At 66.9% G+C, this 25,600-nt stretch carries 15 protein-coding genes; 9 read left to right on the plus strand and 6 right to left on the minus strand.

Going from position 1 to position 25,600, the window contains the following annotated elements; all coding sequences use genetic code 11:
* Positions 1–888: an aldose 1-epimerase family protein gene (locus tag GS424_RS09180; protein WP_160942479.1), complete on the minus strand. Its 888-nt coding sequence runs from the start codon at positions 886–888 to the stop codon at positions 1–3.
* Positions 889–1,063: 175 nt separating this feature from the next.
* On the opposite strand from GS424_RS09180, the gene GS424_RS09185 reads away from it, so the two are divergent.
* Both GS424_RS09185 and GS424_RS09190 read left to right on the plus strand, forming a co-directional pair.
* On the plus strand, positions 1,064–2,815 hold the full coding sequence (locus GS424_RS09185) for an ABC transporter ATP-binding protein (protein WP_160942478.1): 1,752 nt from the start codon (positions 1,064–1,066) through the stop codon (positions 2,813–2,815).
* Complete coding sequence (locus GS424_RS09190) at positions 2,787–3,773, plus strand: ArsR/SmtB family transcription factor (RefSeq protein WP_160942477.1); 987 nt, start codon at positions 2,787–2,789, stop codon at positions 3,771–3,773. The genes GS424_RS09185 and GS424_RS09190 overlap by 29 nt, the downstream gene beginning before the upstream one ends.
* Before the next feature lie 65 nt (positions 3,774–3,838).
* Here GS424_RS09190 and GS424_RS09195 read toward each other — a convergent pair whose 3' ends face one another.
* From GS424_RS09195 to GS424_RS09205, 3 genes are all read right to left on the minus strand, one after another.
* Complete coding sequence (locus GS424_RS09195; RefSeq protein ID WP_160942476.1) at positions 3,839–5,794, minus strand: fructose-1,6-bisphosphatase; 1,956 nt, start codon at positions 5,792–5,794, stop codon at positions 3,839–3,841.
* Positions 5,795–5,829: 35 nt separating this feature from the next.
* Positions 5,830–7,506 (minus strand): hypothetical protein, encoded by a 1,677-nt coding sequence (locus GS424_RS09200; RefSeq protein WP_160942475.1) that lies wholly within the window; start codon positions 7,504–7,506, stop codon positions 5,830–5,832.
* Positions 7,507–7,570: 64 nt separating this feature from the next.
* Complete coding sequence (locus tag GS424_RS09205) at positions 7,571–7,912, minus strand: arsenate reductase family protein (RefSeq protein ID WP_160942474.1); 342 nt, start codon at positions 7,910–7,912, stop codon at positions 7,571–7,573.
* 376 nt (positions 7,913–8,288) lie between these two features.
* On the opposite strand from GS424_RS09205, the gene GS424_RS09210 reads away from it, so the two are divergent.
* The gene (locus GS424_RS09210; protein ID WP_160942473.1) at positions 8,289–10,445 is read left to right on the plus strand and encodes a Tex family protein; all 2,157 of its coding nucleotides are present in this window, start codon (positions 8,289–8,291) and stop codon (positions 10,443–10,445) included.
* Positions 10,446–10,546: 101 nt separating this feature from the next.
* Here the strand turns inward: GS424_RS09210 and GS424_RS09215 are convergent, their stop codons facing one another.
* Positions 10,547–10,999: a MerR family transcriptional regulator gene (locus GS424_RS09215; RefSeq protein ID WP_160942472.1), complete on the minus strand. Its 453-nt coding sequence runs from the start codon at positions 10,997–10,999 to the stop codon at positions 10,547–10,549.
* Between the two features lie 151 nt (positions 11,000–11,150).
* Between GS424_RS09215 and GS424_RS09220 the strand changes: the two genes are divergently transcribed.
* The 3 genes from GS424_RS09220 (at position 11,151) to GS424_RS09245 (ending at position 19,191) form a co-directional block, all read left to right on the plus strand.
* Positions 11,151–12,359 (plus strand): MFS transporter, encoded by a 1,209-nt coding sequence (locus GS424_RS09220; protein WP_160942471.1) that lies wholly within the window; start codon positions 11,151–11,153, stop codon positions 12,357–12,359.
* 114 nt (positions 12,360–12,473) lie between these two features.
* Positions 12,474–18,029, plus strand: coding sequence for an EAL domain-containing protein (locus GS424_RS17870; RefSeq protein WP_218958847.1), 5,556 nt, complete (start codon positions 12,474–12,476; stop codon positions 18,027–18,029).
* A gap of 418 nt (positions 18,030–18,447) precedes the next feature.
* On the plus strand, positions 18,448–19,191 hold the full coding sequence (locus GS424_RS09245; RefSeq protein ID WP_244977507.1) for a hypothetical protein: 744 nt from the start codon (positions 18,448–18,450) through the stop codon (positions 19,189–19,191).
* Between the two features lie 267 nt (positions 19,192–19,458).
* On the opposite strand, the gene GS424_RS09250 is transcribed toward GS424_RS09245, so the two are convergent.
* A complete protein-coding gene (locus GS424_RS09250) occupies positions 19,459–20,676 on the minus strand; it encodes an aminotransferase class I/II-fold pyridoxal phosphate-dependent enzyme (protein ID WP_193666515.1) in 1,218 nt (405 codons plus the stop codon).
* Positions 20,677–21,221: 545 nt separating this feature from the next.
* Between GS424_RS09250 and GS424_RS09255 the strand changes: the two genes are divergently transcribed.
* The 3 genes from GS424_RS09255 (at position 21,222) to GS424_RS09265 (ending at position 25,512) form a co-directional block, all read left to right on the plus strand.
* The gene (locus GS424_RS09255; RefSeq protein ID WP_160942469.1) at positions 21,222–22,256 is read left to right on the plus strand and encodes a DUF3089 domain-containing protein; all 1,035 of its coding nucleotides are present in this window, start codon (positions 21,222–21,224) and stop codon (positions 22,254–22,256) included.
* Positions 22,257–22,381: 125 nt separating this feature from the next.
* Positions 22,382–24,898 (plus strand): excinuclease ABC subunit UvrA, encoded by a 2,517-nt coding sequence (locus GS424_RS09260; protein WP_160942468.1) that lies wholly within the window; start codon positions 22,382–22,384, stop codon positions 24,896–24,898.
* Entirely contained in the window at positions 24,895–25,512 is a 618-nt protein-coding gene (locus tag GS424_RS09265; RefSeq protein ID WP_160942467.1) for a GNAT family N-acetyltransferase, read from the plus strand. Before GS424_RS09260 ends, GS424_RS09265 begins: the two co-directional genes overlap by 4 nt.
* The last annotated feature ends 88 nt before the right edge of the window (positions 25,513–25,600 follow it).

The following is a 25,600-nucleotide window of genomic DNA, read 5'->3' on the forward strand; positions in this document are numbered from 1 at the left end:
CTAGCGAAACGTCATCCGGTACGTCAGCGTCGCGCGCTCGCCCGGCCCGAGGGTGCGCACGCTGGGCTTCTCGGCCAGCTCACGCGGGGAGAAGCAGGCATCGGGCAGCGCCGACCAGGGCTCGAGGCACAGGTAGCGGGCATCGGCCTGGCCGGCGGCCGTCCAAATCCCGAAGTAGGGGAAGTCCGGGAACTCCACCGTGACCTCGTAGCCGTTCGCCGCGTTCGCCAGCGTCGCGACGCTGCCGGGGACGTTCTCCAGCACGATGGTGTCGATACCCAGCTGCTCGGGCGTCTTCGTCAGGCGCCCATCCTCGAGCGGCACCTCGACCTTCGGCAGCGTGAGGATGCCCGCCTCGTCCATCCCGAACATCTCGAGCGCATCGACGCCTTCGAAGCGCACGAAATAGTCGGCCATGCGCTCCCCCGGCAACAGGCGCGTCGCATACGCCTCGTGGCCGCCCAGCTCGAACGGCATCGGCCGGGCGCCCGTATTCTCCACGGTGTGCGTCTTGACGATCGCGTCGCCGTCGAGCGAGAAATCGACGCGCAAGCGGAAGTCGAAGGGGTAGACGGCCCGCGTGCCCTCGTCGGAGGACGTCTCGAAGCGCGCCTGCGTGCCCGACACCTGCTCGGCCGCGAACGCGCGGTCACGGCTAAAGCCGTGCATCGGCGCGTCCACGCGCTGTCCTCCGTCCGCGTACCAACCGTCGCGCAAGCGTCCGATCAGCGGGAACAGCAACGGCGCCCGCCGACCCCACACCGCAGGATCGCCCGACCACATCCGCTCGACGCCATCGCGCACGACGCTCTGCAGCTCCGCTCCTTTGCTCGAAACGCGCACCGAAAGCTCGTCGTTCTCCAGCGCGAGCACAACCGCATCCTGCATGGGCCTTCCTTTCGTCGGGGAGGATCGTTCTGGACTATAGTACCGCATCGCCTTGACCCCGCGTGAGTTCCTGCTTCACTTTGTCTCTATGTGATGGATTTGATATTGCTACATATTAGATAATAATCTAATATGTAGCAATATCCTGTCTACGCGCCTGGGAAAAGGAGCGACCATGCTCAAGCTGTTTCGAAACCACAAAGGCCTCTTTGCCCTGGTTCTGCTGTTCAGCGTCATCAACTCCGTGCTCGGCATCGGCGCGGCCGTTATCCTGGAGAACATTCTCAACTCGGTAGTCGATGGGAACTGGGGGCTATTCTCCATCATGCTGTGGGTGGTGCTGGGCTACATCGTGGTCCTTGTCGCGATGTCCGCCTGCGGCACCATCGCCGAGAAGAAGCTCATCGTGCGCACGGTGCAGGATCTCAGGAACGATGTCCAGCAGGGCATCCTCTCCCGCGATACCGAGCGCTACAAGACAACCAACACGGCCGATTACCTTTCGGCGCTCACCAACGACGTGAAGATCATCGAAGAGAACGTCATCGTGGCGTTCCTCAACACGATCCAATACGCTCTCGTATTCGTCATGGCCGCTGTCGCGCTGTTCGTGTACAGCCCGCTCATCGGCGGGATCATGCTGTTCGGCCTGCTTCTCATGTACCTCCTGCCGGCCAGCCTGGGCAAGCCCATCGGCAAGCGGCAGGAAGCCTATTCGGCGAGCCTATCCCTCTTCACGACGAGACTGAAAGACCAATTCTCAGGCTACGAGGTCATACGCTCGTACCGGCTTGTCGATCAGGCAAAAGCCGCGTTCACGCGCCAAAACGAAGAGCTTTCGGAACGCAAGTACGGCGTCGACAAGCTGTTGGCCCTGAGCGAGGTCATCGCCGGCGTGATGGGCGCGGGCCTCCAGATAGGCACCATGCTGGTCGCAGGGTTTCTCGTGCTCAACGGGCAGATGGCTGCCGGCACGCTCTTGGCCATCCTGCAACTCTCGGGCATGTTCGTGCAGCCGGTGGCGATCATCCTGCAAAGCATTCCCAAGATTCAAGGGGCCGGCCCCGTGCTTGCCCGACTCGAGGAGCTGAGCTCCCCCGCTCCATCCGGTTTTACCGGAACGGTCGAGCCGGCGTTCGAGAGGGATATCCGGTTCGAGAATCTGAGCTTCGGTTATGCGGAAGGCCGACCCGTGCTTGCCGGGCTTGATGCGACGCTGGAAAAGGGTGGGAAGTACGTCCTCATCGGCGAGAGCGGCTGCGGGAAGAGCACGCTGATGAGCCTCCTCGCAGCCGAGCACAGCGCGTACGCCGGCGAGATCCGCATCGACGGGAACGAGCTCCGCACCCTTGACATCGATAAGCTTCTCACCAGCATATCCACGATCCACCAAGACGTGTACCTGTTCGACGAGACCATCCGATACAACATCGGCCTGGGGCGGCCCTATTCGGAAGAGAAATGGAACCGAGCCCTGAGGATAAGCGGCGTTGACAGGTTCCTTGCCCAAACCGAGCAGGGGCTCGATACGCAGGCGGGAGAGATGGGTGCCAACCTCTCCGGGGGCCAGTGTCAGCGGATCGCCGTTGCGAGGGCGCTGATCGAGGAGAAGCCCCTGCTCATCCTCGACGAAGGCACGAATGCCGTGGATATCCAGACAGCCTACGACATCGAATCCGCCTTGCTCGGGATCGAAGATCTGACCCTGATCACCATCACCCACAATCTCAGGCCAGAACTGCTGCGGCGCTACGACGCCCTGCTGTTCATGAAGCAAGGTCGCATAGGCGAAGCAGGCACCTACGATGCGCTCGTCGAGCAAGGGGGCGGTTTTGCCTCATTCCAGCGCTTGGAGCGTATAATCGAACCAGGTACGCAACAGAACGAGGTCCACGTACATGAAACTGCAACTCAATCCGGTCTTTGAAACCTTTTGCTTGCTCGGGTATCCCAATTGGGGAGACACGACGAAAAAGGAGATCGTAAAGAAACTCGACGCGTTAGGGGTCAACGGCGCCGCCGTGTACGCGGCGAACTTTCCGCTGGTCGAGCGTTACTATGACGCTTTTGCGAGCAGGGCGGTTCAAACCGAGGGAAGCGCTTTGTTCGAGGACATGTCGACCGAGCTCGGACTCCTGCTCATCATCAACCTCCTCCTTCACCCCCAGTGGCTCGATGACTTCGACGCCGTTTCCGACGAAGAGGCGACCGCCGCCATCAGCGAGGGAATAACCGACCTCCTGGAAAGCGACGGGGGGCCCATCGAGGCCCTGGAGGCGAGCGAGCTGTCGGACCAGGCAAAATGGCAGATGACCGCCCTTCTGCAACAACCGCGGAAAAAACTTGCGCTTGTCATCGACGCCATCAACGCCAACCTCGCGACGTACGAGCACGCCTACGCAAGGCTGGCATCCGAAATAGAGCCTTTGCTTGAGCAGCTTGAGGATCAGCTTGAAAAAGACGAGCTGTCCTCGAACATGTCACGCATCGTGGCGCTGAACCCCCAAGCCCCCGTCATCCCCTCGCTCGCCAACCCCCTGATCATCCTGGTCTTGGGAGACTACAACTTCGTCGGCCTTCTGCTGAACAGGATGATGGGAGGACGGAGCGAAGGCCTCACCGAAACCGAGGCCGCCCTGGTGGCGAAAGCGCTGAGCGATCCCAGTAAGGTGAAGATTCTCGGCGAGCTGAAGCAGGGCAAGCTGTACAGCCTGGAAATCGCCCAGAAGCTGGAGCTTACCCCGGCAACCACCTCCCATCATATGAACATGCTGCTCTCCGCCGGCTTGGTGGAAGTGTCGAAAGAAGGCGCGAAGGCGTACTACAGCGTGTGCCGCGACACCGTCGAGCGCTATCGCGCCTGGCTGCACGACCGCTTCTTGTAGAGACGCCGAGGGGCAAACCACCCTCCGCGGGGAACGGCAAACCCGTTCCCCGCACGGATGCCCGCCTACTTCCCGCCCTCGGGGATCTCGCCTTTGCGGTAGGCTTCCAGCAGCTGCTCCAGGTCGGCCACCTGCTGCTTGAGTTCGGCGCCGGTGTCGGTGTCGGCCACGAGCGTGCGCTTCTCGACGCGCTCGACCACCTTGCGCGACGAGTGGATGTCCAGCTCGTTCACCACGGCGGCGCGCATCGACTCGAGGGGCTCGTGAGCGGCCAGGACGAAGCCGTAGGAGTTCGAGATCAGCGTGTAGCCGGCGATGCCGGTGGTGGGCTGGTAGGCCTTCGAGAAGCCGCCGTCGATGGTGAGCACGCGGCCGTTGCACTTCACCGGGTCCTCGCCGTCCTTCACCTTCACCGGCACGTGGCCGCACACGATGCGCGACGTCTCGGGATCCATCCCGAAGTCCTCGAAGATGCCGGCCATCACGCGCTCGTCGTTGAGGTAGGTGTAGAACGGGTTCTTGACCTCCTTGCGCGCCTCCTTCTCGGCGATCAGGTACAGCTCGAAGGTTGCCATCTTGCTCTTCGCGAACAGGGGCGACCCCTCCCCCAGCCACAGGTACCACAGGAGGTCGCGCCCGCGCTTGGCCAGCTCGGGGTCGGCGTCGTCGAACGCCGCGCGCACGTAGCGCTCCATGACGTCGTACAGCGCGCGGCCCTTGTACGCCTCGCCGAACACGTCGGTCTCCATGAGGGAGCCGTCGGCGTTCAGCGGCACGCACGCGTGGAACAGCAGGTTGCCGTTGTGGATCTTGTACAGGCTGCCCGCGTCCAGGAAGAAGCGCATGTGGCGCTGCAGCTTCTCGCAGCCCGTGAAGGCCTGCTCGAGGCGCTGCATGACGTCCTCCTCCTCGGGGGTGAGACGGTAGGGGTCGGCCGGGTCCACCGTGGGGAACACCGTGTCGGTCAGCTCGTACTCCACGCCGTCGAGCATCACCGTGCCGCGCTCGTAGTCGATCTTGTCGAGCAGCTTGCGGTCGTCCAGGCCGAAGCCGGGGTTCTCGTCGATGAGCTTCCCCTCCACCTTGAACTGGATGATGGCCATGGCCTTCTGGATCTTGACGTTCATCTCCAGCTCCTGCGGCGGGAGGTCCGGGTTGCCCTTGAGGGCGAACGCGACGCACGGGTCGTCGCGGTACGCGTCGAGCGCGAACGAGGCGAGCGGCAGGATGTTGATGCCGTAGGCGTCCTCCAGGATGGAGAGGTTGCCGTAGCGCGCGCAGTTGCGCACGACGTGCGCGATGCAGCCGCGCTGCCCGAGCGAGGCGCCCATCCACACGATGTCGTGGTTGCCCCACTGGATGTCGAGGGAATGGTGCTCCATGAGCGCGTCCATGATGACGTGCGGGTAGGGCCCGCGGTCGTAGATGTCGCCCACGATGTGCAGCCGCTCGATGGCGAGGCGCTGGATGAGCAGGCACAGCGCCTCGACGAGGGCGGCGGCGCGGTCGGTGCGGATGACGGCGTCGATGATGGCGGCGTAGTAGGCCTGCTTGTCAACCCCGTGGCGGTTCTCGGTCATGAGCTCCTCGATGATGTACGCGAAATCGCGGGGCAGCGCCTTGCGCACGCGGGAGCGCGTGTACTTCTGGGCGGCGCGCTTGCACACGGCCACGAGGCGCGGCAGCGTGACGGCGTACCACGCCTCGGCGTCGTCCACCTGCGACAGCACGAGCTCGGTCTTCTCGCGCGGGTAGTAGATGAGCGTGGCCAGCGAGCGTTTCTCCTCGGCGCTCAGCGCGTCGCCGAACACGTCGTCGATCTTGAGGCGGATGGAGCCGGAGCCGTTCCTCAGGGTGTGGGAGAACGCCTCGTACTCGCCGTGGATGTCGGACGCGAAGAACTCGGTGCCCTTGGGGAGGTTCAGGATGGCGCTGAGGTTGATGATCTCCGCCGACGCCTTGTCGGCCGTGGGAAACGACCGGGAGAGCAGCTCCAGGTACCGCTTGTTCGTCACATCCATGTCCATCCTCCTCGTTGGGACGTTGCATTGCGCGTTCATTCTACCTCAACCGCTCTGCCCCATGCGTCTACGGGATCCCCTTTCGACAAGATGATCGAACAGGCATGCGAACGCTCGAGCCCCTCGATGCGTATCGAAGGCTCCTGCCCCTGCACCGTTATCAGAACATCCGACAGATCCGGCGACGCCCCTTGCGCGCGCTTCTCGACGACCACGTCCTCGGCATCGACGCCGTCCCAGAGTACGATCGCGATCGCCCCCTCGGGATCGTCGATGACGCACGCGCCGGCCTCCGCCGAGAAGACGTACGCGTCGTCCGAGGCGCCTCCGAGCAAAACATGATCGCCCTCGGCGACGATGAAGAGATTCGCACGATCGGACGACCCTTCCATCTCGCGCGCTTCCGGCTGGGAAAACCAAAGGTCGTTCGTCGCGGAATCGACCAGGGCGCCGTAGCGCCGGTTGACGGCGTCCAAGGCTTCTCGAAGATCCTCCCTGCCCGACGTCGAATAGGGATCGAGCATGCCCATGCTGTAAACGAAATCGATCAGAACCTCCTCGCCCTTCGCCTGATCGCGTTCCAGCGTTTCAAGCAGCATATCTGCCGCAGCCCCCATGTTCGCCGCGCCCATGACCTCGAAGCGAATGCGATCGCAATAGCCCTTGAGGTGGCTGTCGACCATGAGCGAGCAATACAGCTCGGTCACCAACCAATCGTAGCCCGACGATATCTTGTCCATGGCCTGCTCGCTCGTAGGCCCATCGTAGGAAGCGCCCGCCAGCACCTCGAGCACTTTGAGCCGGTCGGTCTCTCCCGTCCAAGCCTGCAGCACCTGCTCGGTCAATTCCAACCGCGTGCCGCGATCGGGCTCCGCGACGAACCGCTCCAGCAATGCTTTCAGACGACCGGTTCCGTCGCGAGCCATGCTCTGATGCAGGCTCGGCAGGGCGCCCATGCCCGAAAAGTCGGGAAGCAGCGCTACGTCGTCGGGAACGGGCAGCTCCTCGAACGTCGCCGAAGCGCTGGCATGGTCGCACAGAACCACGCCGCACGCGCGGTACACCCGCATGCCGCTGCTCGACACTCGGAAAAACGAGAGGTCGGGACTGGCCTGATCCTCCGAACCGTCGGCATCGCCGTCCAATATCTCGATCGAAACCACGCCCTTCCCCTCGAGAGCATGCAGCTCGTCGGGACGGGAAACCGCATCGGAGTCCGCGTCGATCCAGAGCATGAGTTCGGAGAATGCGGGATCCGCGGAATCGACGACCCCGTCCCCGTTGGCGTCCAGATCGCGCAGCGCCTCGCGGGCGCCGCGGGCGAGCTCGCCGTTCTCGAGCATCGTATTGTTGCCGAACAGCTCCCTCCCGCTCGCAATCGCCCCATCGTGATCGAGATCGCGAACCAGGATGCCGCACGTGCCCGAAACCCACTCGGTCCGAACGCCGTCTCCCGCATCCGCGAAATCGAAGGAGATCCCCCGATCGAACGGCAGCGGGGCAAACCCGTCGCCCTCAAGATCGACGACGAGCGCTTCGTTTGCGCCGACCAGGCTATTTCCTCCCCCGAACGCGTCGGTCGCCGCCGTATCCGCGCCCCGATTCGGATGGGTCGCCGCATACGCCGAAAGAGCGGCCAAGGCCAACGCGAACACGATCAGGGCACCCGCGAGGAAGCCCTTTCGCACCTTGCATTGCCGGCGAATCGTCATGACCGCCCTCCCTCGATGGTTTGCGAAGCGTGTTGCGCGAAGACGACGAGCGCGCGAGCGGGCCCTACTCCCACATCTTCCATATCTCGGGGGCGTAGCCCACCGTGGCCTGCTTGCCGTTGCGCACCACGGGCTCGGCGAGGACGTGCTGGTTCTCCAGCACCTTGTCGAATTTCTGGTCGGGCGAGAGGTACGCGAGCAGGGCCACGAGGTCCTGGTCCTTCGCCTTCGGGTCGATCAGCGCCTCGATGCCGCCGACCGCGCGGCACGCCGACTCGAGCTCGCCCTTGCTCATCCCCTTCTCCTTCAGGTCGATGAACTGGAACTTCACGCGCCGCTCCTTGAAGAAGCGCTGCGCCTTCTTCGTGTCGAAGCTCTTCTTGGTGCCGAACACCTGGATGTTCACGCTGCCTCCCTTTTTTCGCGCTCCTGCAAAACGGTCCCGATGCTGCGCAAGCATCCGCGACGAGAGCGTACCGGCCCGTCCAAGCGAAGTCAACGGCCGCATCCGCTTCGGCGGCCCGTTCTGCACAAAAATCACCGCCGTGAAGCTCGACGCGCACGCAAGGCAACCTCGAATTTCTCGCGACCTGGGCAAACGGGCGTGTGAGAGGAGCGGTCGCCAAGCGCGGCGCCATGAAAACCGCGAAATCGCTTCACCTCGGTGATTTTTGTGCAGAACGGGAGCTTTTCGCCGCAGCGGGCGCGGTCGCGCGTCCGCTGCCCGCCGTCCGTTGCCTATAATGGCTACCCGATTCGGAACCCAAGTCCAGGAGCAACCCATGCCATCCATCCAAAGCACCATCGCCGGCGAGCTCGGCCTGACCGCGGCGCAGGTGGCCGCCGTCATCGCGCTCGTCGACGAGGGCAACACCATCCCCTTCATCGCCCGCTACCGCAAGGAGGCCACCGACGGCATGGACGACGCCACGCTGCGCGCCTTCGACGAGCGGCTCTCCTACCTGCGCAACCTCGAGGCGCGCAAGGCCGAGGTGCTGCACGCCATCGAGGAGCAGGGCAAGCTCACGGCCGACCTGCGCGCGAAGATCGAGGACGCCGCGGTCATGCAGCGCGTGGAGGACCTGTACAAGCCGTACAAGAAGAAGCGCGCCACCCGGGCGTCGAAGGCGCGCGAGGCGGGGCTCGAGCCGCTCGCCCTGCTCATCCTCGCGCAGCAGCCGCACGGGGAGGATCCGCTGCGCGCCGCCGCGAGGCTCGTGAACCCGGCCGCCGGCTACCCGACACCCGAAGAGGCGCTGCAGGGCGCCCGCGACATCGTGGCCGAGACCATCGCGGACGACGCCGAGCACGTCGCGGCCCTGCGCGCCTACACCAAAAGCTGCGGCGCGCTCGCGGCGGAGGCCGTCGACGCGGGCGAGAAGAGCGTGTACGAGGCGTACTACGACTTCTCCGAGCCCCTGCTCAAGGTGCCCAACCACCGCATCCTCGCCATCAACCGCGGCGAGAAGGAGAAGAAGCTGCGGGTGAAGGTGCGCGCCGACGCGGACGGCGCCGTCTCCCAGCTGGAACGACGCGTGGTCAAGCGCCCGCAGAGCCCCTGCGCCGGCGTCCTTCGGGAAGCCGTCGCCGACGGCTACAAGCGCCTGATCGCCCTGTCGATCGACCGCGAGATGCGCGCCGAGCTCACCGAGCGCGCCGAGACGCAGGCCATCCGCGTGTTCGCTAAGAACACCGAGAGCCTCCTGCAGCAGCGCCCCGTCCGCGGCGCGCGCGTCATCGCGCTCGACCCGGGCTACCGCACGGGCTGCAAGGTGGCCGTGCTCGACGAGTACGGCAAGCTGCTCGACTTCTCCACCGTCTACCCCACCCCGCCGCGCTCCCAGGTCAAGGAGACGCAGGCCGCGCTCCACGCCCTCATCCGCAAGCACCGCGTCAACGTGATCGCCATCGGCAACGGCACGGGCAGCCGCGAGACGGAGGACGTCGTGGCCGACCTCCTCGCGCGCATCGAGGAGCCCGTGCAGTACACCATCGTGAACGAGGCCGGCGCCTCGGTCTACTCGGCCTCCCAGCTGGCGAGCGAGGAGTACCCCGACCTCGACGTCACCACGCGCGGCGCCATGAGCCTGGGCCGCCGCCTGCAGGACCCGCTGGCCGAGCTCGTGAAGATCCCGCCCCAGGCCATCGGCGTCGGGCAGTACCAGCACGACCTCAACCAGGCCGCGCTCGAGCGCGCGCTGACCGGCGTCGTGGAAAGCGTCGTCAACCGCGTGGGCGTCGACCTCAACACGGCCAGCGCGAGCCTGCTAGGCTACGTGTCGGGCATCAGCGCCGCCGTGGCGAAGAACATCGTGGCCTACCGCGAGGAGCATGGCGCCTTCGCCGACCGCCGCGAGCTCAAGAAGGTGCCGAAGCTGGGCGCCAAGGCCTTCCAGAACTGCGCCGGCTTCCTGCGCATCGCGGGCGGCGCCAACCCGCTGGACGCGACGAGCGTCCACCCCGAGAGCTACCCGGCGGCGCGCGAGCTGCTCAAGCGCGCGAAGGTGAAGCCGGAGGCGCTCGCCCGCGGCGGCGTCCCCGACATCGCGAGCCGCCTCGGCGACCTTCCCGCGCTGGCCGCCGAGCTGGGAGTGGGCCTGCCCACCCTGCGCGACATCGTCGCCGAGCTGGAGAAGCCGGGCCGCGACCCCCGCGACGACGCGCCGCCCGTCGTGTTCAACCGCACCGTGCGCGACTTCGACGACCTCGCCGTCGGCATGGAGCTGGCCGGCACCGTGCGCAACGTCGTGGACTTCGGCGCCTTCGTGGACGTCGGCGTGAAACAGGACGGCCTCGTGCACATCTCCAAGCTGGCCGACCGCTTCGTGCGCCACCCGAGCGAGGTCGTGGCCGTGGGCGACACCGTCACCGTCTGGGTGTCCGGCGTCGACAAGGACCGCGGCAAGATCTCGCTGACCATGGTCAAGGGGAAGCTCTAAGAGCAAAGGACGCCCGCCCGGGCGTCCCCTCCCGTCCCCTCCCGTCGCGGAGAGGGGGCAGGCGCCCAAATGGGAGGCGAACCCGCGCGGCGGAGGGCGGGTCAGTACTTGTTGGCGCCGCTGCGCGCCTTGAGGTCGCGGATCTCGGGAGGCAGATCCTCGTCCTTGATCGCATGGGGCGCATCGGTCGTGCCCGCCTCCGCCGCGACGTCGTAGAACCAGCACTTGTACGAGACGAAGTCCAGCGTGCGCTGCAGATCGGCCATCTCCTCCTCGAGCGCCCGCTTGCGCGCGTGGAACAGGTCGCGCCGCTGCCCGATGGTGCCGTCGCCCTCGAGGTACCAGTCGACGAACCGCTTGATCTCCTTGATGGTGAGGCCCGACCTCTTCAGGCACTCGATGAAGCGCACCCACTCGAAGTCGTCCTCGGTGAACATGCGCATGCCGCCGCCGCTGCGGTTCACGTAGGGCAGCAGCCCCTCCTTGTCGTAGTAGCGCAGCGTCGTCGCCGACATCCCCAGCTTTTTGGCGGCATCTCCGATGGTGTAGAGCACGGCCCGCTCCTCCCGGTTTTTCTCGAACGCCTCTTGACTTAATGTTAACTTTAAGTTCTAGCATATGACTTCAAGTTCATATTGGTGCGCATTGTAGCAAAGCGCCGCGGCGAAGTCCACGTGCGCACCGCGACAGAAAGGAAGCACGCGCATGCGATCTGAGAAAGCCGTCGGGAACCACCTGATACCCGTCCTGTTCATGGGGACGTTCGGCATACTCTGCACGGAAACGGGGGTGATCGGGATACTGCCGCAGATAGCGGCCCGCTTCGGCGTCGGCGTGACGGAGGCGGGCCTGTTGGTCAGCTTGTTCGCCCTCGCCGTGGCGGTCTCGGGGGCCACGCTGCCCGCGGCCCTTTCCAAGGTGAACCGCAAAACCGTCATGCTCGCCGTGCTCGGGGCGTTCGCCCTCGGCAACGTCGCGTTCGCCTTCGCGCCCACCTTCGAGGTCGCCCTCGCGGCCCGCATCCTGCCGGCGTTCCTCCATCCCGTGTACTGCTCGGCCGCCTTCGCGCTGGCCGCCTCGTCGACGTCCGAGGAAGAGGCGCCCAGGGCTACTTCGAAGGTGATGATGGGCGTCTCGCTGGGCATGGTGGCAGGCGTCCCTCTGTCCAGCCTGCTGGCGAACGCGTCGTCCGTCCAGACGGTCATGCTCGTGTTCGCAGCCGTCAACGCCGTCGCGTTCGCGGGCACCCTCCTGCTCGTCAAGCCCCTGCCCGTCGCGCAGAAGATGAGCTACGTCGCGCAGGTCTCGTCGGTCAAGAACCCCCGCGCCGTCGTCTCGCTCGTCGCGACCGCCTGCATCCAGGCGGCCATCTTCGCAACCTACGCCTACGTGGCCGCGTACCTGGGCGAGGTGGTCGGCCTTGCGGGAGAAGCGCAATCGGCCCTCCTGCTGGGGTTCGGCATCGCCAGCCTCGCAGGCAACTACCTTGCCGGCCGGCTGCTCTCGAAAGCGGCGCGCGCGACGCTGCTCGCCTTCCCGGCGGTCGTGCTCGCCGTCTACGCCCTCCTGTTCTTCGGGGCCGGCGCCGCCGCCCTGGCGGTCGCGGCCGTCGTCCTCTGGGGGCTCGTGTACGGGTTCGGAAACAACGTCCAGCAGTTCGCGACCTCGACGTCCATGCCCGACGCGCCGGACTTCGCCAACGGGCTGTTCATCTCGTTCGGCAACATCGGCATCGCCGTGGGAACCGCCGCGGGCGGCGCGGCGCTGGCGGCTTTCGGCCCGCAGGCCACCGTCGGCGCGTCGGTGCTGTTCGTGATCCTGTCCGCAGCAAGCCTCTTCGCGCGCTCGCGTTTCGACGCCCGGCCCCTCGCCGAGGGCGCGCCGGGCCGCCTCGAGCAGGCCTCGACGCGATGACTCCTTCGCGCCAAACGCGCGCTACCGCGCCCGTTTCCTTGGTATACTGGTGCGCGAACGACGTATCGAGGGTTGACGCGCCGACGATTCGACGCACGCGAGAAGAAGGTGTACATGGCCGGCGCACACGCAGCAGGGGAAGAACCCGAGGGCTCGTTGCTCTTTCTCGGCCTCGACGAGGCCGAGGACGCGGCGCTGCGAGGCGTCTTCGAACCGGAGCGCCCCATCGTCTCCGCGCGCACCGCCGCCGAGGCGCGCGCCGCCCTGAGCGGCAACGCGGTGGCCGCGATCGTCTACGACCCCTCCCTGCCCGGATGCGACGACTGCCTCGCCCAGCTGAACGGCGGGCATCGCCTGCCGCTGTTCGCGGTGGCGGCCGAAGAGGACGACGAGCTGCAGGTGCACGCCCTCCAGACGGGAGCGGACGACGTCGTCCTCATGCCCGTGAAGCCGGAGCTCGCACGCGCCCGCATGAAGAACGCGCTCGAGAACCGCCGGCACCGCTTCGACCCGCTCACCGGCCTATACCGCGAGGACACCTTCGAGTCCGAGGCCGCGGCGCGCATCGCGGCGCAGCCGGCGGGCACCTACCTGCTAGCGTGTTGCGACGTGGACAACTTCAAGGCCGTGAACTCCCAGTACGGGCGCACGACCGGCGATTTCGTGCTGCAGCAGATCGGCCGCATCGTCACCGACTTCGTCGACGCCTACGACGGCATCGCCTGCCGCGTGGCGGCCGACAACTTCGAGCTGCTGCTGCCCGCCGACACGCCCGCGCTGCTGCCCGACCTCGTCTCGTCGCTGGAAGGCGTGTTCAAGGGACGGAACATCCACCTCAAGCTCCAGCTGAGCATCGGGCGCTACCTCATCGACGACAAGGGCATCTCGATCAGCGAGATGACGAACAACGCGCTGCTCGCGAAGCGCACGGTGAAGGGCCGCTACAACGTGTCGGTCGCCTACTTCGACGACGAGATGCGCCGCCGGTCCATCGAGGAGCAGCGCATCATCGGCCACATGGACTACGCGCTGGCCGAAGGGCAGTTCGAGGTGTGGCTGCAGCCCCAGTACAACCACGAGACCGGCGCCATGACAGGCGCCGAGGCCCTCGTGCGCTGGCGCAGCCCCGAGCAGGACGCCATGATCCCGCCGAACGCGTTCGTGCCCGTGTTCGAGCGCAACGGGTTCATCTACGAGCTGGACAAGTACGTCTGGGAGCAGGTGTGCAAGCTGCTGCGCCGCTGGCTCGACGAAGGGAAGGAGCCGCTGCCCGTCTCGGTGAACGTCTCGCGCATCGACGTGCTGCAGGACGATTTCTACGAACGCATCACCGGCCTCGTGGAAGCCTACGCCGTACCCACCGAGCTGCTGCGCCTCGAGATCACGGAGTCGGCGTTTTCGTTCGACACCGCGCTCATCATCTCGATGGTGAAGCGGCTGCAGGAGCGCGGGTTCACCATCGAGATCGACGATTTCGGCAGCGGCTACTCCTCCTTCAACGTGCTCAAGGACGTGCCCGCCGACGTGCTGAAGCTCGACATGATGTTCCTGTCCGGCGAGGACCGCACCGGGCGCAGCGGCAACATCATCGAGTCGGTCGTCCGCATGGCGAAGTGGATCGGCGTGCAGATCATCGCCGAAGGGGTGGAGACGAGGGAGCAGGCCGACTTCCTCAGCTCCATCGGCTGCTCGATCGTGCAAGGCTACCTCTACGACCGTCCCCTGCCCCTCGCGGCGTTCGAGGAGAAGTTCGACGCCTGCCAGAAGGCCAGCGACGCCAACACGTTCGAGACGATCGACGTGCTGGACAGCAGCACGTTTTGGAGCCCCGCATCGCTCGAGTCGCTCATCTTCAACAGCTACGTCGGCGGCGCGTGCGTCGCGGAGTTCACCGAGGACGGCTGCGAGATCATCCGCGCCAACGAGAAGTTCCGCGAGACGCTGAACACCCCGCTCACCCTCGGGGAGCTCCTCAAGATCGACCCACTCACCTGCCTGTCCGACGAGGATGCGGCGCGCTTGCGCGACGAGGTGTACGAAGCGGCGCGGCGCGGCCGGGAAGTGTCCGGCGAGCTGGCGTTCTCGTTGGTCAAGACGAATCCCTCGCGCCGGGAGCACCTGCGCTACCGCGGCCGCACCATCGCCCAAGGGCGCTTCAGGAACGAAGTGTACTTCCTCGTCGAGAACATCTCCGAGCAGAAGCGGGCGCTGAAGCAGCTCGAGGACCTGAACGAGTCCATGGAGCGCCTGATGAACGACACGCCGGGCGGCTTCGGCCGGGCGGCCGTCGGGGCGGACGGCTCGCTCGTGCCCACCTTCACGAACGATCGGTTCTGCCAGCTGCTGGGCATGACGCGCGACGAGGTGGCCGAGGCCTTCGCCTCCTCCGCGTTCGCGCTCGTACACCCCGACGACCTGTCCGAGCTCGGCGTGACGGTCGGGCGCATGACGGACGAGAACGACGTGCTGTCCACCCGCATACGCCTTCGCCACAAGACGCGCGGCTACATACCCATCCAGGCCTCGTTCCGCGTAAGCACCGGCAGCGAGGGCGTCAAGCACATCAACAGCTACTACACCGACGCCACGGCCGCGACCGAGCTGGAGGAGCGCCGCAAGGAGCTGCTGGACAACCTGCCGTGCGGCGCGGCCATCTACCGGATCGGCGACGGCGGCATCAGCGTCCTCCACGTGAACAAGCAGTTCCAGAACCTGGTCGCGCGCAGCGAGAGCCAGATCTACGCGCAGAACGCCCTCGAGGCCGTGCATCCGGACGACCGCGCGCGCATCATGGAAGCCATCCGCGACGGCGCCGACGACGAGCGGATGATGTGCGACTACCGCGTGCTGCACGGCGACGGCGGCTACCTCGCCATGCACGTCGTGGGCAAGACCGAGCCGCAGGACGACGGCTCCAGCCTCATCTACGCCACGTGCACGCCCATCAGCGACGACGAGCTTTCCGTGGGCGTCGCCCACGCCGATCAGCTCAAGGCCGAGCGGCGGGCCGAGGACATCAACGAGCAGCTCGTGTTCCTCAACGACATATCGCGGTTCCTGCTGGTCAGCAAGAACCCGGACGAAGCCATCCAGCAGGCGCTCGAGAAGATCCGCGAGCACTTCGACGGGAAGCGGTCGTACATCTTCGAGTTCGACCGCGACAAGCGCGAGTCGTCCAACACCTACGAGGTGTGCGCCCCCGACGTGGTCTCGGAGCAGGCGAACCTGCAGGGCATCCCCTTCTGGCGGCAAAGCTACATCATGGACGAGTTCCGCCAGGGGCGCGCCGTGTTCATCGAGGACGTGAGCGCGCCGTCGGCCGAGGCCAAGGAGGAGCGCGACATCCTCAAGCTCCAGGGCATCGGCAGCGTGCTGCTCGTCCCCCTGTGGAGCGACGGCACGCTCATCGGCTACGCGGGCGTCGACGACCCGCGGCAGAGCGCGCGCCACATCGGCCAGCTGGCGGCCCTCGGCGACTGCATCGCGGCGATGCTCATCCGCCGCGACCACGTCGCGCGCATGGAGCAGGACAACGAGCTGATGCAGCGCCTCATGAACGACACGCCGGGCGGCTTCGTGCGGATGAGGATGCGGCCCGACGGCAGCGCCGTGCCCGCGTTCATCAACGACGGGTTCTGCCAGATCATGGGCATGACCCACGACGAGGCCATGGAGCTGTACACCGAGGACGCGTACGCCGGCGTGCACCCCGACGACGTCGCCGAGCTCACGCGGGCGGCCGCGAAGGCCATGGAGGAGTCCGCGATGTTCTCGGCGCGCGCCCGCTTCCGGCACAAGGAGCGGGGGTACCTGCCGTTCCAGGCGTTCTACCGCGTCACCGACGAGCCCGACGGCTCCCAGTGCATGAACGCCTACTACGTGGACATGACCCCCGAGACCGAGCTGGAGGAGCGTCGCAAGGAGCTGCTGGACAACCTGCCGTGCGGCGCCATCATCTTCGAGATCGACGCCGACGGCGCCATCCACGCGTCCCACATCAACAAGCGCTACGCCGAGTTCGTGCAGCGCAGCGGCGACGATCTGCGCACCCGCGACGCCATCCAGGCGATCCACCCCGACGACCGCGACCGCATGATGCGCGCCATCGGCGAGGCCGTCGAACACGGGCGCGACACGGAATGCGACATCCGCACGCTCAAGGGCGACGGCAGCTACCTGGCATTCCACCTCGTGGGGCGCATCGTGGCGAAGGAAGCGCGCAAAACCGTCATGTACACCACCTACACGCCCATCAGCGAGGAGACGCGCTCGCTCAGCGTCGCCTTGGCCGACCAGCGCCGGGCCGAGCAGCTGGCGCAGGAGACGAACGAGCAGCTGCGCCTGCTGAGCGACGTGTCCCGCTACCTGCTGATGGGCGACGATCCCGACGAGGCCATCCGCTCGGCGCTCGGCGAGACGGCGGCGTACTTCGACGGGGACCGCGCCTACGTCTTCGAGCTGGACGAAGGGCGCCGGCTGTCGAGCAACACCTACGAGTTCTGCGCGCCGGGGGCGACGTCGGAGCAGGAGCGCCTGCAAGGCGTCCCCTTCGAGCGGCAGGCGCGCACGCTGGGCCTGCTGGAGGGCGGCGCGAGCCTGTACCTCGACGACACGGGCGACGTGCCCGACTTCGGCATCCGGGAGCGCGGCGTACGCAGCCTCGTCCTCGTGCCGCTGCACAGCGGAGGGAAGCTGAGCGGGTTCTTGGGCGTGGACAACCCGCGGCGCAACGTCGCGCACATCGACCACCTCGGCGGCCTCGGCGACTCCGTGGCCGCCATCCTGCAGCGCCGCGACAGCGAGGAGCAGATCCTGCGCGACAACCGCGTCATGCGCGACCTCATGAACGACATGCCCGGCGGCTTCGTGCAGCAGCTGGTGAGCCCCGACGGCAGGACCGTGCCGCTGTTCATGAACGAGGAGTTCTGCCGCATGAGCGGCATGAGCCACGACGAGTGCTTCGCGTACTACGGCACGGACGGCTTCACCGGGGTCCATCCCGACGACAACGATATGGCGAAGCGCGAGCTGGAGAAGCTCATCGCCTCCCGCGAGACCATCACGCTGCGCCTGCGCCTGTTCCGCGGCGACGGCAGCTACGTGCCCATGCAGGTGTTCTACCGGGTGACCGACGACCGCGACGGCAACCTGCTGCTGAGCGGCTACTACACCGACCTGACCGACCAGCTGGCCGTGGAGGAGCGCGCGATGGCCGAGCACGACGAGCTGACCGGGCTGTTCAACCGCACGAAGCTGGCGCACATGAAAACCGACGCGTACCGCGACCTCGCGTCGTGCGGCGTGCTGTTCTTCGACGTGAACCACCTCAAGACGGTGAACGACAGCGAGGGCCACGACCAGGGCGACGTGCTGCTGCGCCTCGTGGCCGACGGCATCGCCTCGATCGCCGACGAGCGCGTGCACGGCTACCGCTACGGCGGCGACGAGTTCCTCGTGGTGGCCTGCGACGGCGCGGAAGGCGAGCTGGCGGGGCTGGTGGAACGCTGGACGGCGCGCATGCGCGAGCTGGCCGACGAGCGCCAGGTGGCGGCCACCGCCGCCGTGGGCAGCGCCTGGAGCGAGGCGCCGTTCACCCTCAACGACCTCATCCGCCGCGCCGACCGCGCCATGTACGCCGACAAGCAGCGCGGCAAGCGGGACGAGGGGTAGCCGCGCCCCGCCGGTTCCCGAGGATGACGCGGCCGCCAGCGTCGGAACCTTGCGCGGAACACACGCGGTTCTTGCACGGTTCTTGCGCGTATCGCACGCGGTTCTTGCACGGTTCGCATGCGGTTCTCGCGCGGTTCTTACGCGGATCCCACGCGCGAAAATCGTGGGTTCAACTGGCCTTATTTCGTGGTACGCTCGCGGCATGAGCATCGTGCTGTCCCACATATCCGCACTCGAATTCTGGCGCTCCGCCGCAAGCGACGCGGGCCCTCCCCGCGCGGCCTGCGCCCTTCGGGACGCGCCGGCATGCGCGCCGGCGCCCGCTTCCTCCTCCGAGCGCGCGCTTCTGAGCTGCGGAACGTTCTCCGCGCCCTTGCACGTCCTCGCGCTCGACGGGCGCCGCAAAAGCACGCCGCACGTGGTCGTGCATCAAGCACGCTCCCTCCCGAGCGGCTCGTTTCGAGCCATCGCCCTCGAGGGCGCCGAAGAGCCCCTGTTCGTCGCCTGCCCCGAGCTCGCGTTCGCGCACCTGGCCGCTTCGCTGAGCTTCGCGCGCGCCGTGCATCTCGGCTACGAGCTCTGCGGAACCTACGCTCCCGACGACAGCCGCCCGTTCGGCGTGAGAAACCGGAGCCCGCTCGCCACCCCGGACGGCATAGCCGCCTACCTCGACCAAGCGGGGGCCGTCCGAGGCGCGGGGCCCGCACGCGTCGCGCTCCCCCACGTGCTGGCCCTGTCGGCATCGCCCCGGGAATCGACCTTGTCCATGCTCTTGACGCTGCCCTACGCGCGCGGCGGCAGCAACATCGCCCATCCGCGGATGAACGCCGTCATCCCCATCGGCAAGCGCAACCGGTGGGCCGCCGACCGATCCCGTTTCCGCTGCGACCTGCTGTGGCCCGAGCAAAACGTCGCCGTCGAGTACGACAGCACGCTCTGCCACACGGGCCCGACGCGCATCGCCGCCGACGCCGCCCGGCGCAACGCGCTCGAATCCCTCGGGCTGACCGTGATGACGGCCACGTGGCGGCAGGTGGCGAACCGCCAGGAGTACGAGCGGTTCGCGCGCATCCTCGCCGGCCATCTGGGGGCCAGGATCAGGCCGAGCTGCCAAGACTACGCGCGCAAGCAGTTCGCCCTGCGAGCGGAGCTGCTGCGCTGAGGCCGCGCGCCGCTTCCGGCGCGCGGCCCGATCGTCCGATTCGTGGCAGGTTTTGGGAGATATTCGTCGCTTTCGAGCCGAAAACGAGGCCTCGCGGACAAGGGCGCTTGCGCGCGCCGACGTTTCCCCAGGTCGCCGCATTCCGCATTCGGGGGCGTCCGCGATACGCCCCGCTTCACGACGAAAATCTCCCGTTTTCCGCCACGAACCGATGCCACGAACTGACGCCGCGACCGCCGTCGCCACCGCTGCGGCGCCTCTCGCGCGCTACGCCTGGCGGTAGCGGCTCAGGAAGTCGCCGAGATCGCGCATGGCGTCGCCGAGCACCTCGATGCGCGGCAGGTACACCACGCGGAAGTGGTCGGGTTTCTTCCAGTTGAAGCCGCCGCCGTGCACCACGAGCAGGCGCTTCTCGTGCAGCAGGTCGAGCGCGAACTTCTCGTCGTCCACGATGTTGAACTTCTTCACGTCGAGCTTCGGGAAGATGTAGAAGCCCGCCTTGGGCTTGACCGCGGTGACGCCGGGGATGTCGTTGAGCGCGTTGTACACGTACTCCCGCTGCTCGTACACGCGGCCGCCCGGCACGATGTAGCCCTGCACGCTCTGGTGGCCGCCGAGCGCCGTCTGCACGATGGACTGCGCCGGCACGTTCGAGCACATGCGCATGTTGCACAGCATGTTGACGCCGAGGATGTAGTCGCGCGCCCGCGCCTTGTCGCCCGACAGCACCATCCAGCCGATGCGGTAGCCCGCCACCATGTGCGACTTCGACAGGCCGCTGAACGTGACGCAGAACACGTCGGGCGCCATCGAGGCGATGGAGACGTGCTCGAGGCCGTCCATGACGATGCGGTCGTAGATCTCGTCGGAGAAGATGATGAGGTTGTGCTCGCGCGCGATGTCGACGAGCTCTTGGAGCACCTCGCGCGGGTAGAGCGAGCCGGTGGGGTTGTTGGGGTTGATGATGACGAGGGCCTTCGTGCGGCTCGTCACCTTGGCTCGGATGTCGTCCATGTCGGGGTACCATTCCGCCTGCTCGTCGCACACGTAGTGCACGGGCGTGCCGCCGGCCAGCGTCACGCAGGCCGTCCACAGCGGGTAGTCGGGCGAGGGCACGAGCACCTCGTCGCCGTTGTCGAGCAGCGCGAGCATGCTGAGGTTGATGAGCTCGCTCACGCCGTTGCCGGTGTACACGTCGTCGATGTCGACGCCCTCGATGTGCTTGAGCTGCGCGTACTGCATGATGGCCTTGCGCGCCGAGAACAGGCCCTTCGCCGACGAGTAGCCCTCGCACTCGGCCAGCTGGCGGCTCATGTCGAACACCATCTCCTCGGGCGCGCGGAAATCGAACGGCGCCGGGTTGCCGATGTTGAGCTTCAGGATGCGCGCGCCGGCCTCCTCCATGCGCTCGGCCTCCTCCACCACGGGCCCGCGCACGTCGTACAACACGTTGTCCAGCTTCGTCGACTTCTTGATCTCGCGCATGGGCTCGCTCCTCGGTTCGGTGGTTTCGGGTTCGGTTCCGGCTTCGATGCAGGGGGTTTCGGCGACAGGCACATCGTCGCGCGCGCCGGGTTCAATTTCTGCGCCCGTCAACAGCCAGGCAGGTTCGACTTCCAAGATATCCGCCAAGACGCGCACCACCGGGGCACGAGGAAGCGTTTTGCCGTTCGCATATTGGCTGACCTGGCTTTTCCCCAGCCTCATTCCCTGTTCGGCCGCCAACCTGATAAGATCGGCCTGCTTGAACCCCTTGGCCTCCATCGACCGGGCGAGGCGTTCCGCAAACGTTTCCTGTTGGCTCATAAGCCCTCCGAGGTTCAATTCCTGCACCAACTTAATTGAACTCATTACACCACGATATTGAACTTGAACCTGCCGGGAATCGAAAAGTTCATTTTTCCGGCATCTTCGCGAGGGCAAGCGGTCGTTTCCCTGCGGCACCGTTCAACCTCGCGCGTTCATCCGGCGTTTCAAGGTATACTGCAATCAAGCATCAGCAGCTTCATAAGAGCCCGAGGAGGACCGTTATGAAGAAGATCGCGCCCGTCATCGCATTGCTCGCCCTCACGCTGATCGTCGCCGCAGGATGCGCGGCACCGCCAAGCGACGCCGACCTCTCCGCGCCGCCGCAGCAGGGCGACTCCATCGAGCCCTCCGACTACGCCGACGAAGGCAACTGGCTGCACGTCGCCGCGCAACCCGACAAGCCGGTGGACGTCTTCTACCTCTACCCCACTGCGTGGACCCGCCAAGAAGGCGAGCCGTACGTGGCCGCGATCGACAACCGAAGCATGCGCGAGGGGGCGCCCCGCAACCTCGTCTCCCAGGCTTCGGCCTACGAGGACGCCGGCAACGTGTTCGCACCCTACTACCGCCAGCTCGACGCGACGTACCTGCTCCCCCTGTCGCAGGACGAGCAGAAGTCCTACGTGTACGGCGTGCCCTACACCGACGTGGTTGCAGCCTTCGACTACTACCTCGAGCACTTCAACGATGGGCGCCCCTTCATACTGGCCGGGCATTCGCAGGGCTCCGAGATGATCAAATGCCTGCTCATCGAGTACATGCAAGAGCACCCCGACGTCTACGGGCGGATGGTGGCCGCCTACGTCGTCGGCTACTCGGTCACCCAGCAAGACCTCGACGACAACCCCCACTTGAAGTTCGCCGAGGGGCCGGACGACACAGGGGTTATCGTCTCCTACAACACGGAGGCGCCGGAAATCGGGGGCGCGAGCCCGGTCGCCCTGCCCGGATCGGTGGCCATCAACCCCTTGTCGTGGACGCGCACCGACGAGCCCGCTGCCGCCGGCCTGAACCTCGGGTCGCGCTTCTACGACGAAGCGGGAGGCTACGAGGACGTGGAGGGCCTCGCCGACGCGACGGTCAACCTCGAGCGAGGCACCGTCATGTGCACCACGGTTGACGTCGACGAGTTCAGCTTCCCCGAGGAGATGGCCGCCCTATTCCCCAAGGGCGTGTTCCACGCGAGCGACTACCCCTTCTACTACCACAACCTGCGGGACAACGCGGTTCTGCGCGCGCAGAGCTATCTCGGATAAACGCGCCCGGCAACGTGTCCGGACGTGAACGAAACGCGTAAAAGCCGGCATCTGAGAACGGCGGCGGCGCGCAGTGCAGTACCATGTCAAGGAAACCGTCGAGGAAAGCAGGCGAACCGACCGACATGGAACCCATCGCGCACACCCACGCGCCCGCGCCCGATCGCATCCAGGTGCGCGGCGCGCGCGTGCACAATCTGAAGAACGTCGACGTGGACATCCCGCTCGGCCGCCTCGTGGGCATCGCGGGCGTGTCGGGGTCGGGCAAGTCGTCGCTCGCCCTCGGCGTGCTGTACGCCGAGGGGTCGCGCCGCTACCTCGAGGCGCTGTCCACCTACACGCGCCGGCGCCTCACGCAGGCGGAACACGCCTCGGTGGACGAGGTGCTCTACGTGCCCGCCGCCCTCGCGCTGCACCAGCGCCCGAGCGTCCCCGGCGTGCGCAGCACCTTCGGCACCTCCACCGAGCTGCTGAACAGCCTCCGCCTGCTGTTCTCGCGCACGGGCAGCCACGTGTGCCCCAACGGCCACCGCGTGCCGCCTACGCTCAACGTGGCCGCCGAGCGGCCCATCACGTGCCCCGTCTGCGGCGTGGAGTTCTACGGCCCCGGCGCCGAGGAGCTGGCCTTCAACAGCGACGGGGCCTGCCCCGAGTGCGACGGCACGGGCATCGTGCGCACCGTGGACGAGGCGTCGCTCGTGCCCGACGAGAGCCTCACCATCGACGAGGGCGCCGTCGTGCCGTGGAGCACGCTCATGTGGGACCTCATGAAGCAGGTTGCGGCCGAGATGGGCGTGCGCACCGACGTCCCGTTCAACCAGCTCACGCCCGAGGAGCGCGACATCGTGTTCCACGGCCCTGCCGAGAAGAAGCACATCCTGTACAAGGCGAAGAAGACCGACGCCTTCGCCGAGCTGGACTTCACCTACTTCAACGCCGTCTACACCGTGGAGAACGCGCTGGCGAAGGTGAAGGACGAGAAGGGCTTGCGCCGCGTGGCCCGCTTCCTCAAGCAGGGCACCTGCCCCGTCTGCCACGGCACGCGCCTGTCCGAGCAGGCGCGCAAACCGCAGGTGGCGGGCATCAACCTGGCGCAAGCGTCGGAGATGACCCTCGAGGAGCTGGTCGCATGGGCAGACGCCGTGCCCGGCGGCCTCCCGCCCGAGATGCGGCGCATGGCGGCGAGCATCGTCGAGTCGTTCCAGCACACGGCGCGCCGCCTCGTCGACCTGGGGCTGGGCTACCTCGCGCTCGACCGCGCGGGCTCGACGCTGTCCACCGGCGAGCGCCAGCGCGTGCAGCTGGCCCGCGCCGTGCGCAACCGCACCACCGGCGTGCTGTACGTGCTGGACGAGCCGTCCATCGGCCTGCATCCGTCCAACATCGACGGGCTCATCGAGGTCATGCGCGACCTCATCGCCGACGGCAACTCCGTGGTCATGGTGGACCACGACGCGCACATCCTGCGGGCGGCGGACTGGCTGGTGGAGATGGGCCCGGGCGCGGGCGCCGACGGCGGGCGCGTCGTCGCGCAGGGGTCGCTGGCCGAGGTGGAGACGAACCCCGACTCGCTCATCGGCGGCTTCCTGTCGGGCGCGGAAACCGTGCGCGTGCGCGAGCGCATCCCCGCAGACGAGGTGTTCGCCCGCGGCCGCATCGAGCTGGCCACCGGCGCGCTGCACACCGTGAAGCCGCTCGAGACGGCCATCCCGCGCGGCCGCCTGACCGCCGTCACCGGCGTGTCCGGCTCGGGCAAGACGACGCTCGTGCTGGAGAGCCTCATCCCGGCGCTGGCGGCGAACGCGAGCGGCAGCGCGCTCCCCTCCCACGTGAAGCGCGTCGAGGCCGCGGGCATCGAGCGGGCGAACCTCATCGACGCCACGCCCATCGGCTCGAACGTGCGCTCCACCGTGGCCACCTACGCCGGCGTGCACGACGAGCTGCGCCGCGCCTTCGCGCGCACGCCCGAGGCGAAGGCGGCCGGGTTGAAGGCGGGCGACTTCTCCTACAACACCGGAAAGCTGCGCTGCCCCGTCTGCGACGGCACGGGCTCCATCAGCCTGGACGTGCAATTCCTGCCCGACGTGGACATCGTCTGCCCCGCGTGCGGCGGCTCGCGTTACGCGCCCGAGGCCGATCTCGTCCATCGGCCGGGCGCCGGTTGCGACGACCCCGGCTGCACGCTGCCCCAGCTCATGTCCATGACGGTGGACGAGGCGCGCACGCCCGCGTCCGACCTGAAGAAGGTGCGCGCCCGCCTGGACACGCTGCACGACCTGGGGCTGGGCTATCTCACCCTCGGCGAGGCCACGCCGGCGCTGTCGGGCGGCGAGGCGCAGCGCCTCAAGCTGGCCAGCGAGATGGGGCGCACGCAGGACGACGCCGTGTTCGTGTTCGACGAGCCCACCATCGGCCTGCACCCGCTCGACGTGCGCACCCTGCTGCGCGTGTTCGAGAACCTCGTCGCCCACGGCGCCACCGTGGTGGTCATCGAGCACGACCTCGACGTCATCGCGAACGCCGACTACGTGGTGGACCTCGGCCCCGGCGGCGGCGAGTCCGGCGGCCGCATAGTCGCCGTCGGCACCCCCGCCGAGATAGCCGAGAACCCCGAAAGCATCACCGGGAGGTACCTGGCATGAGGCCCGAAACCGCATCCTCGAACCCGCTCAACACGCCCGACCTGGAAACGGAGCGGCTTCGCCTGAGGCGCTTTGACGAGGAGGATCTCGACGACCTCTTCGCCATCTACGCCGACGAGGCGACGAACACCTTCCTCCCCTGGTTCCCCGTGAAGTCGCTGGAGGAGGCGCGCGCGGTGTTCGAGGAACGCTACGCGAGCGTCTATCGGCAGCCCCGCGGCTATGCCTATGCCGTCTGCCTGAAAGACGGCGGCGCGCCCATCGGTTACGTGCATGCCAGCTTGGGCGAAAGCCACGACCTCGGCTACGGCCTGCGCTCCTCATTCTGGCACCAGGGCATCGCCACCGAAGCGTGCGCCGTCGTCCTCGAGCGGCTGCGAGCCGACGGCGTGCCCTTCGTCACCGCCACGCATGACGTGCAGAACCCGCGCAGCGGCGAAGTGATGAAGCGCCTCGGCATGAGCTACCGCTACACCTACGAAGAGCAATGGCAGCCGAAGAACCGCACGGTGATGTTCAGGCTCTACCAGCTCGACCTCGACGGCAACGACGCCCGCACGTATCTGCGCTACTGGAACGACGCCCTCGCTCGCTTCGTGGAGCCGAGCGTCTGAGAGACGTACGCCCATTGGAAAGCAGCTTGCACGCCATGGTGCAATCCTTCGACTACGGCGCCCTGCGGGCGCCTCCGCTCAGACGCTC

The sequence above is a fragment of the Eggerthella guodeyinii genome (genome assembly GCF_009834925.2).
Taxonomy (GTDB): domain Bacteria; phylum Actinomycetota; class Coriobacteriia; order Coriobacteriales; family Eggerthellaceae; genus Eggerthella; species Eggerthella guodeyinii.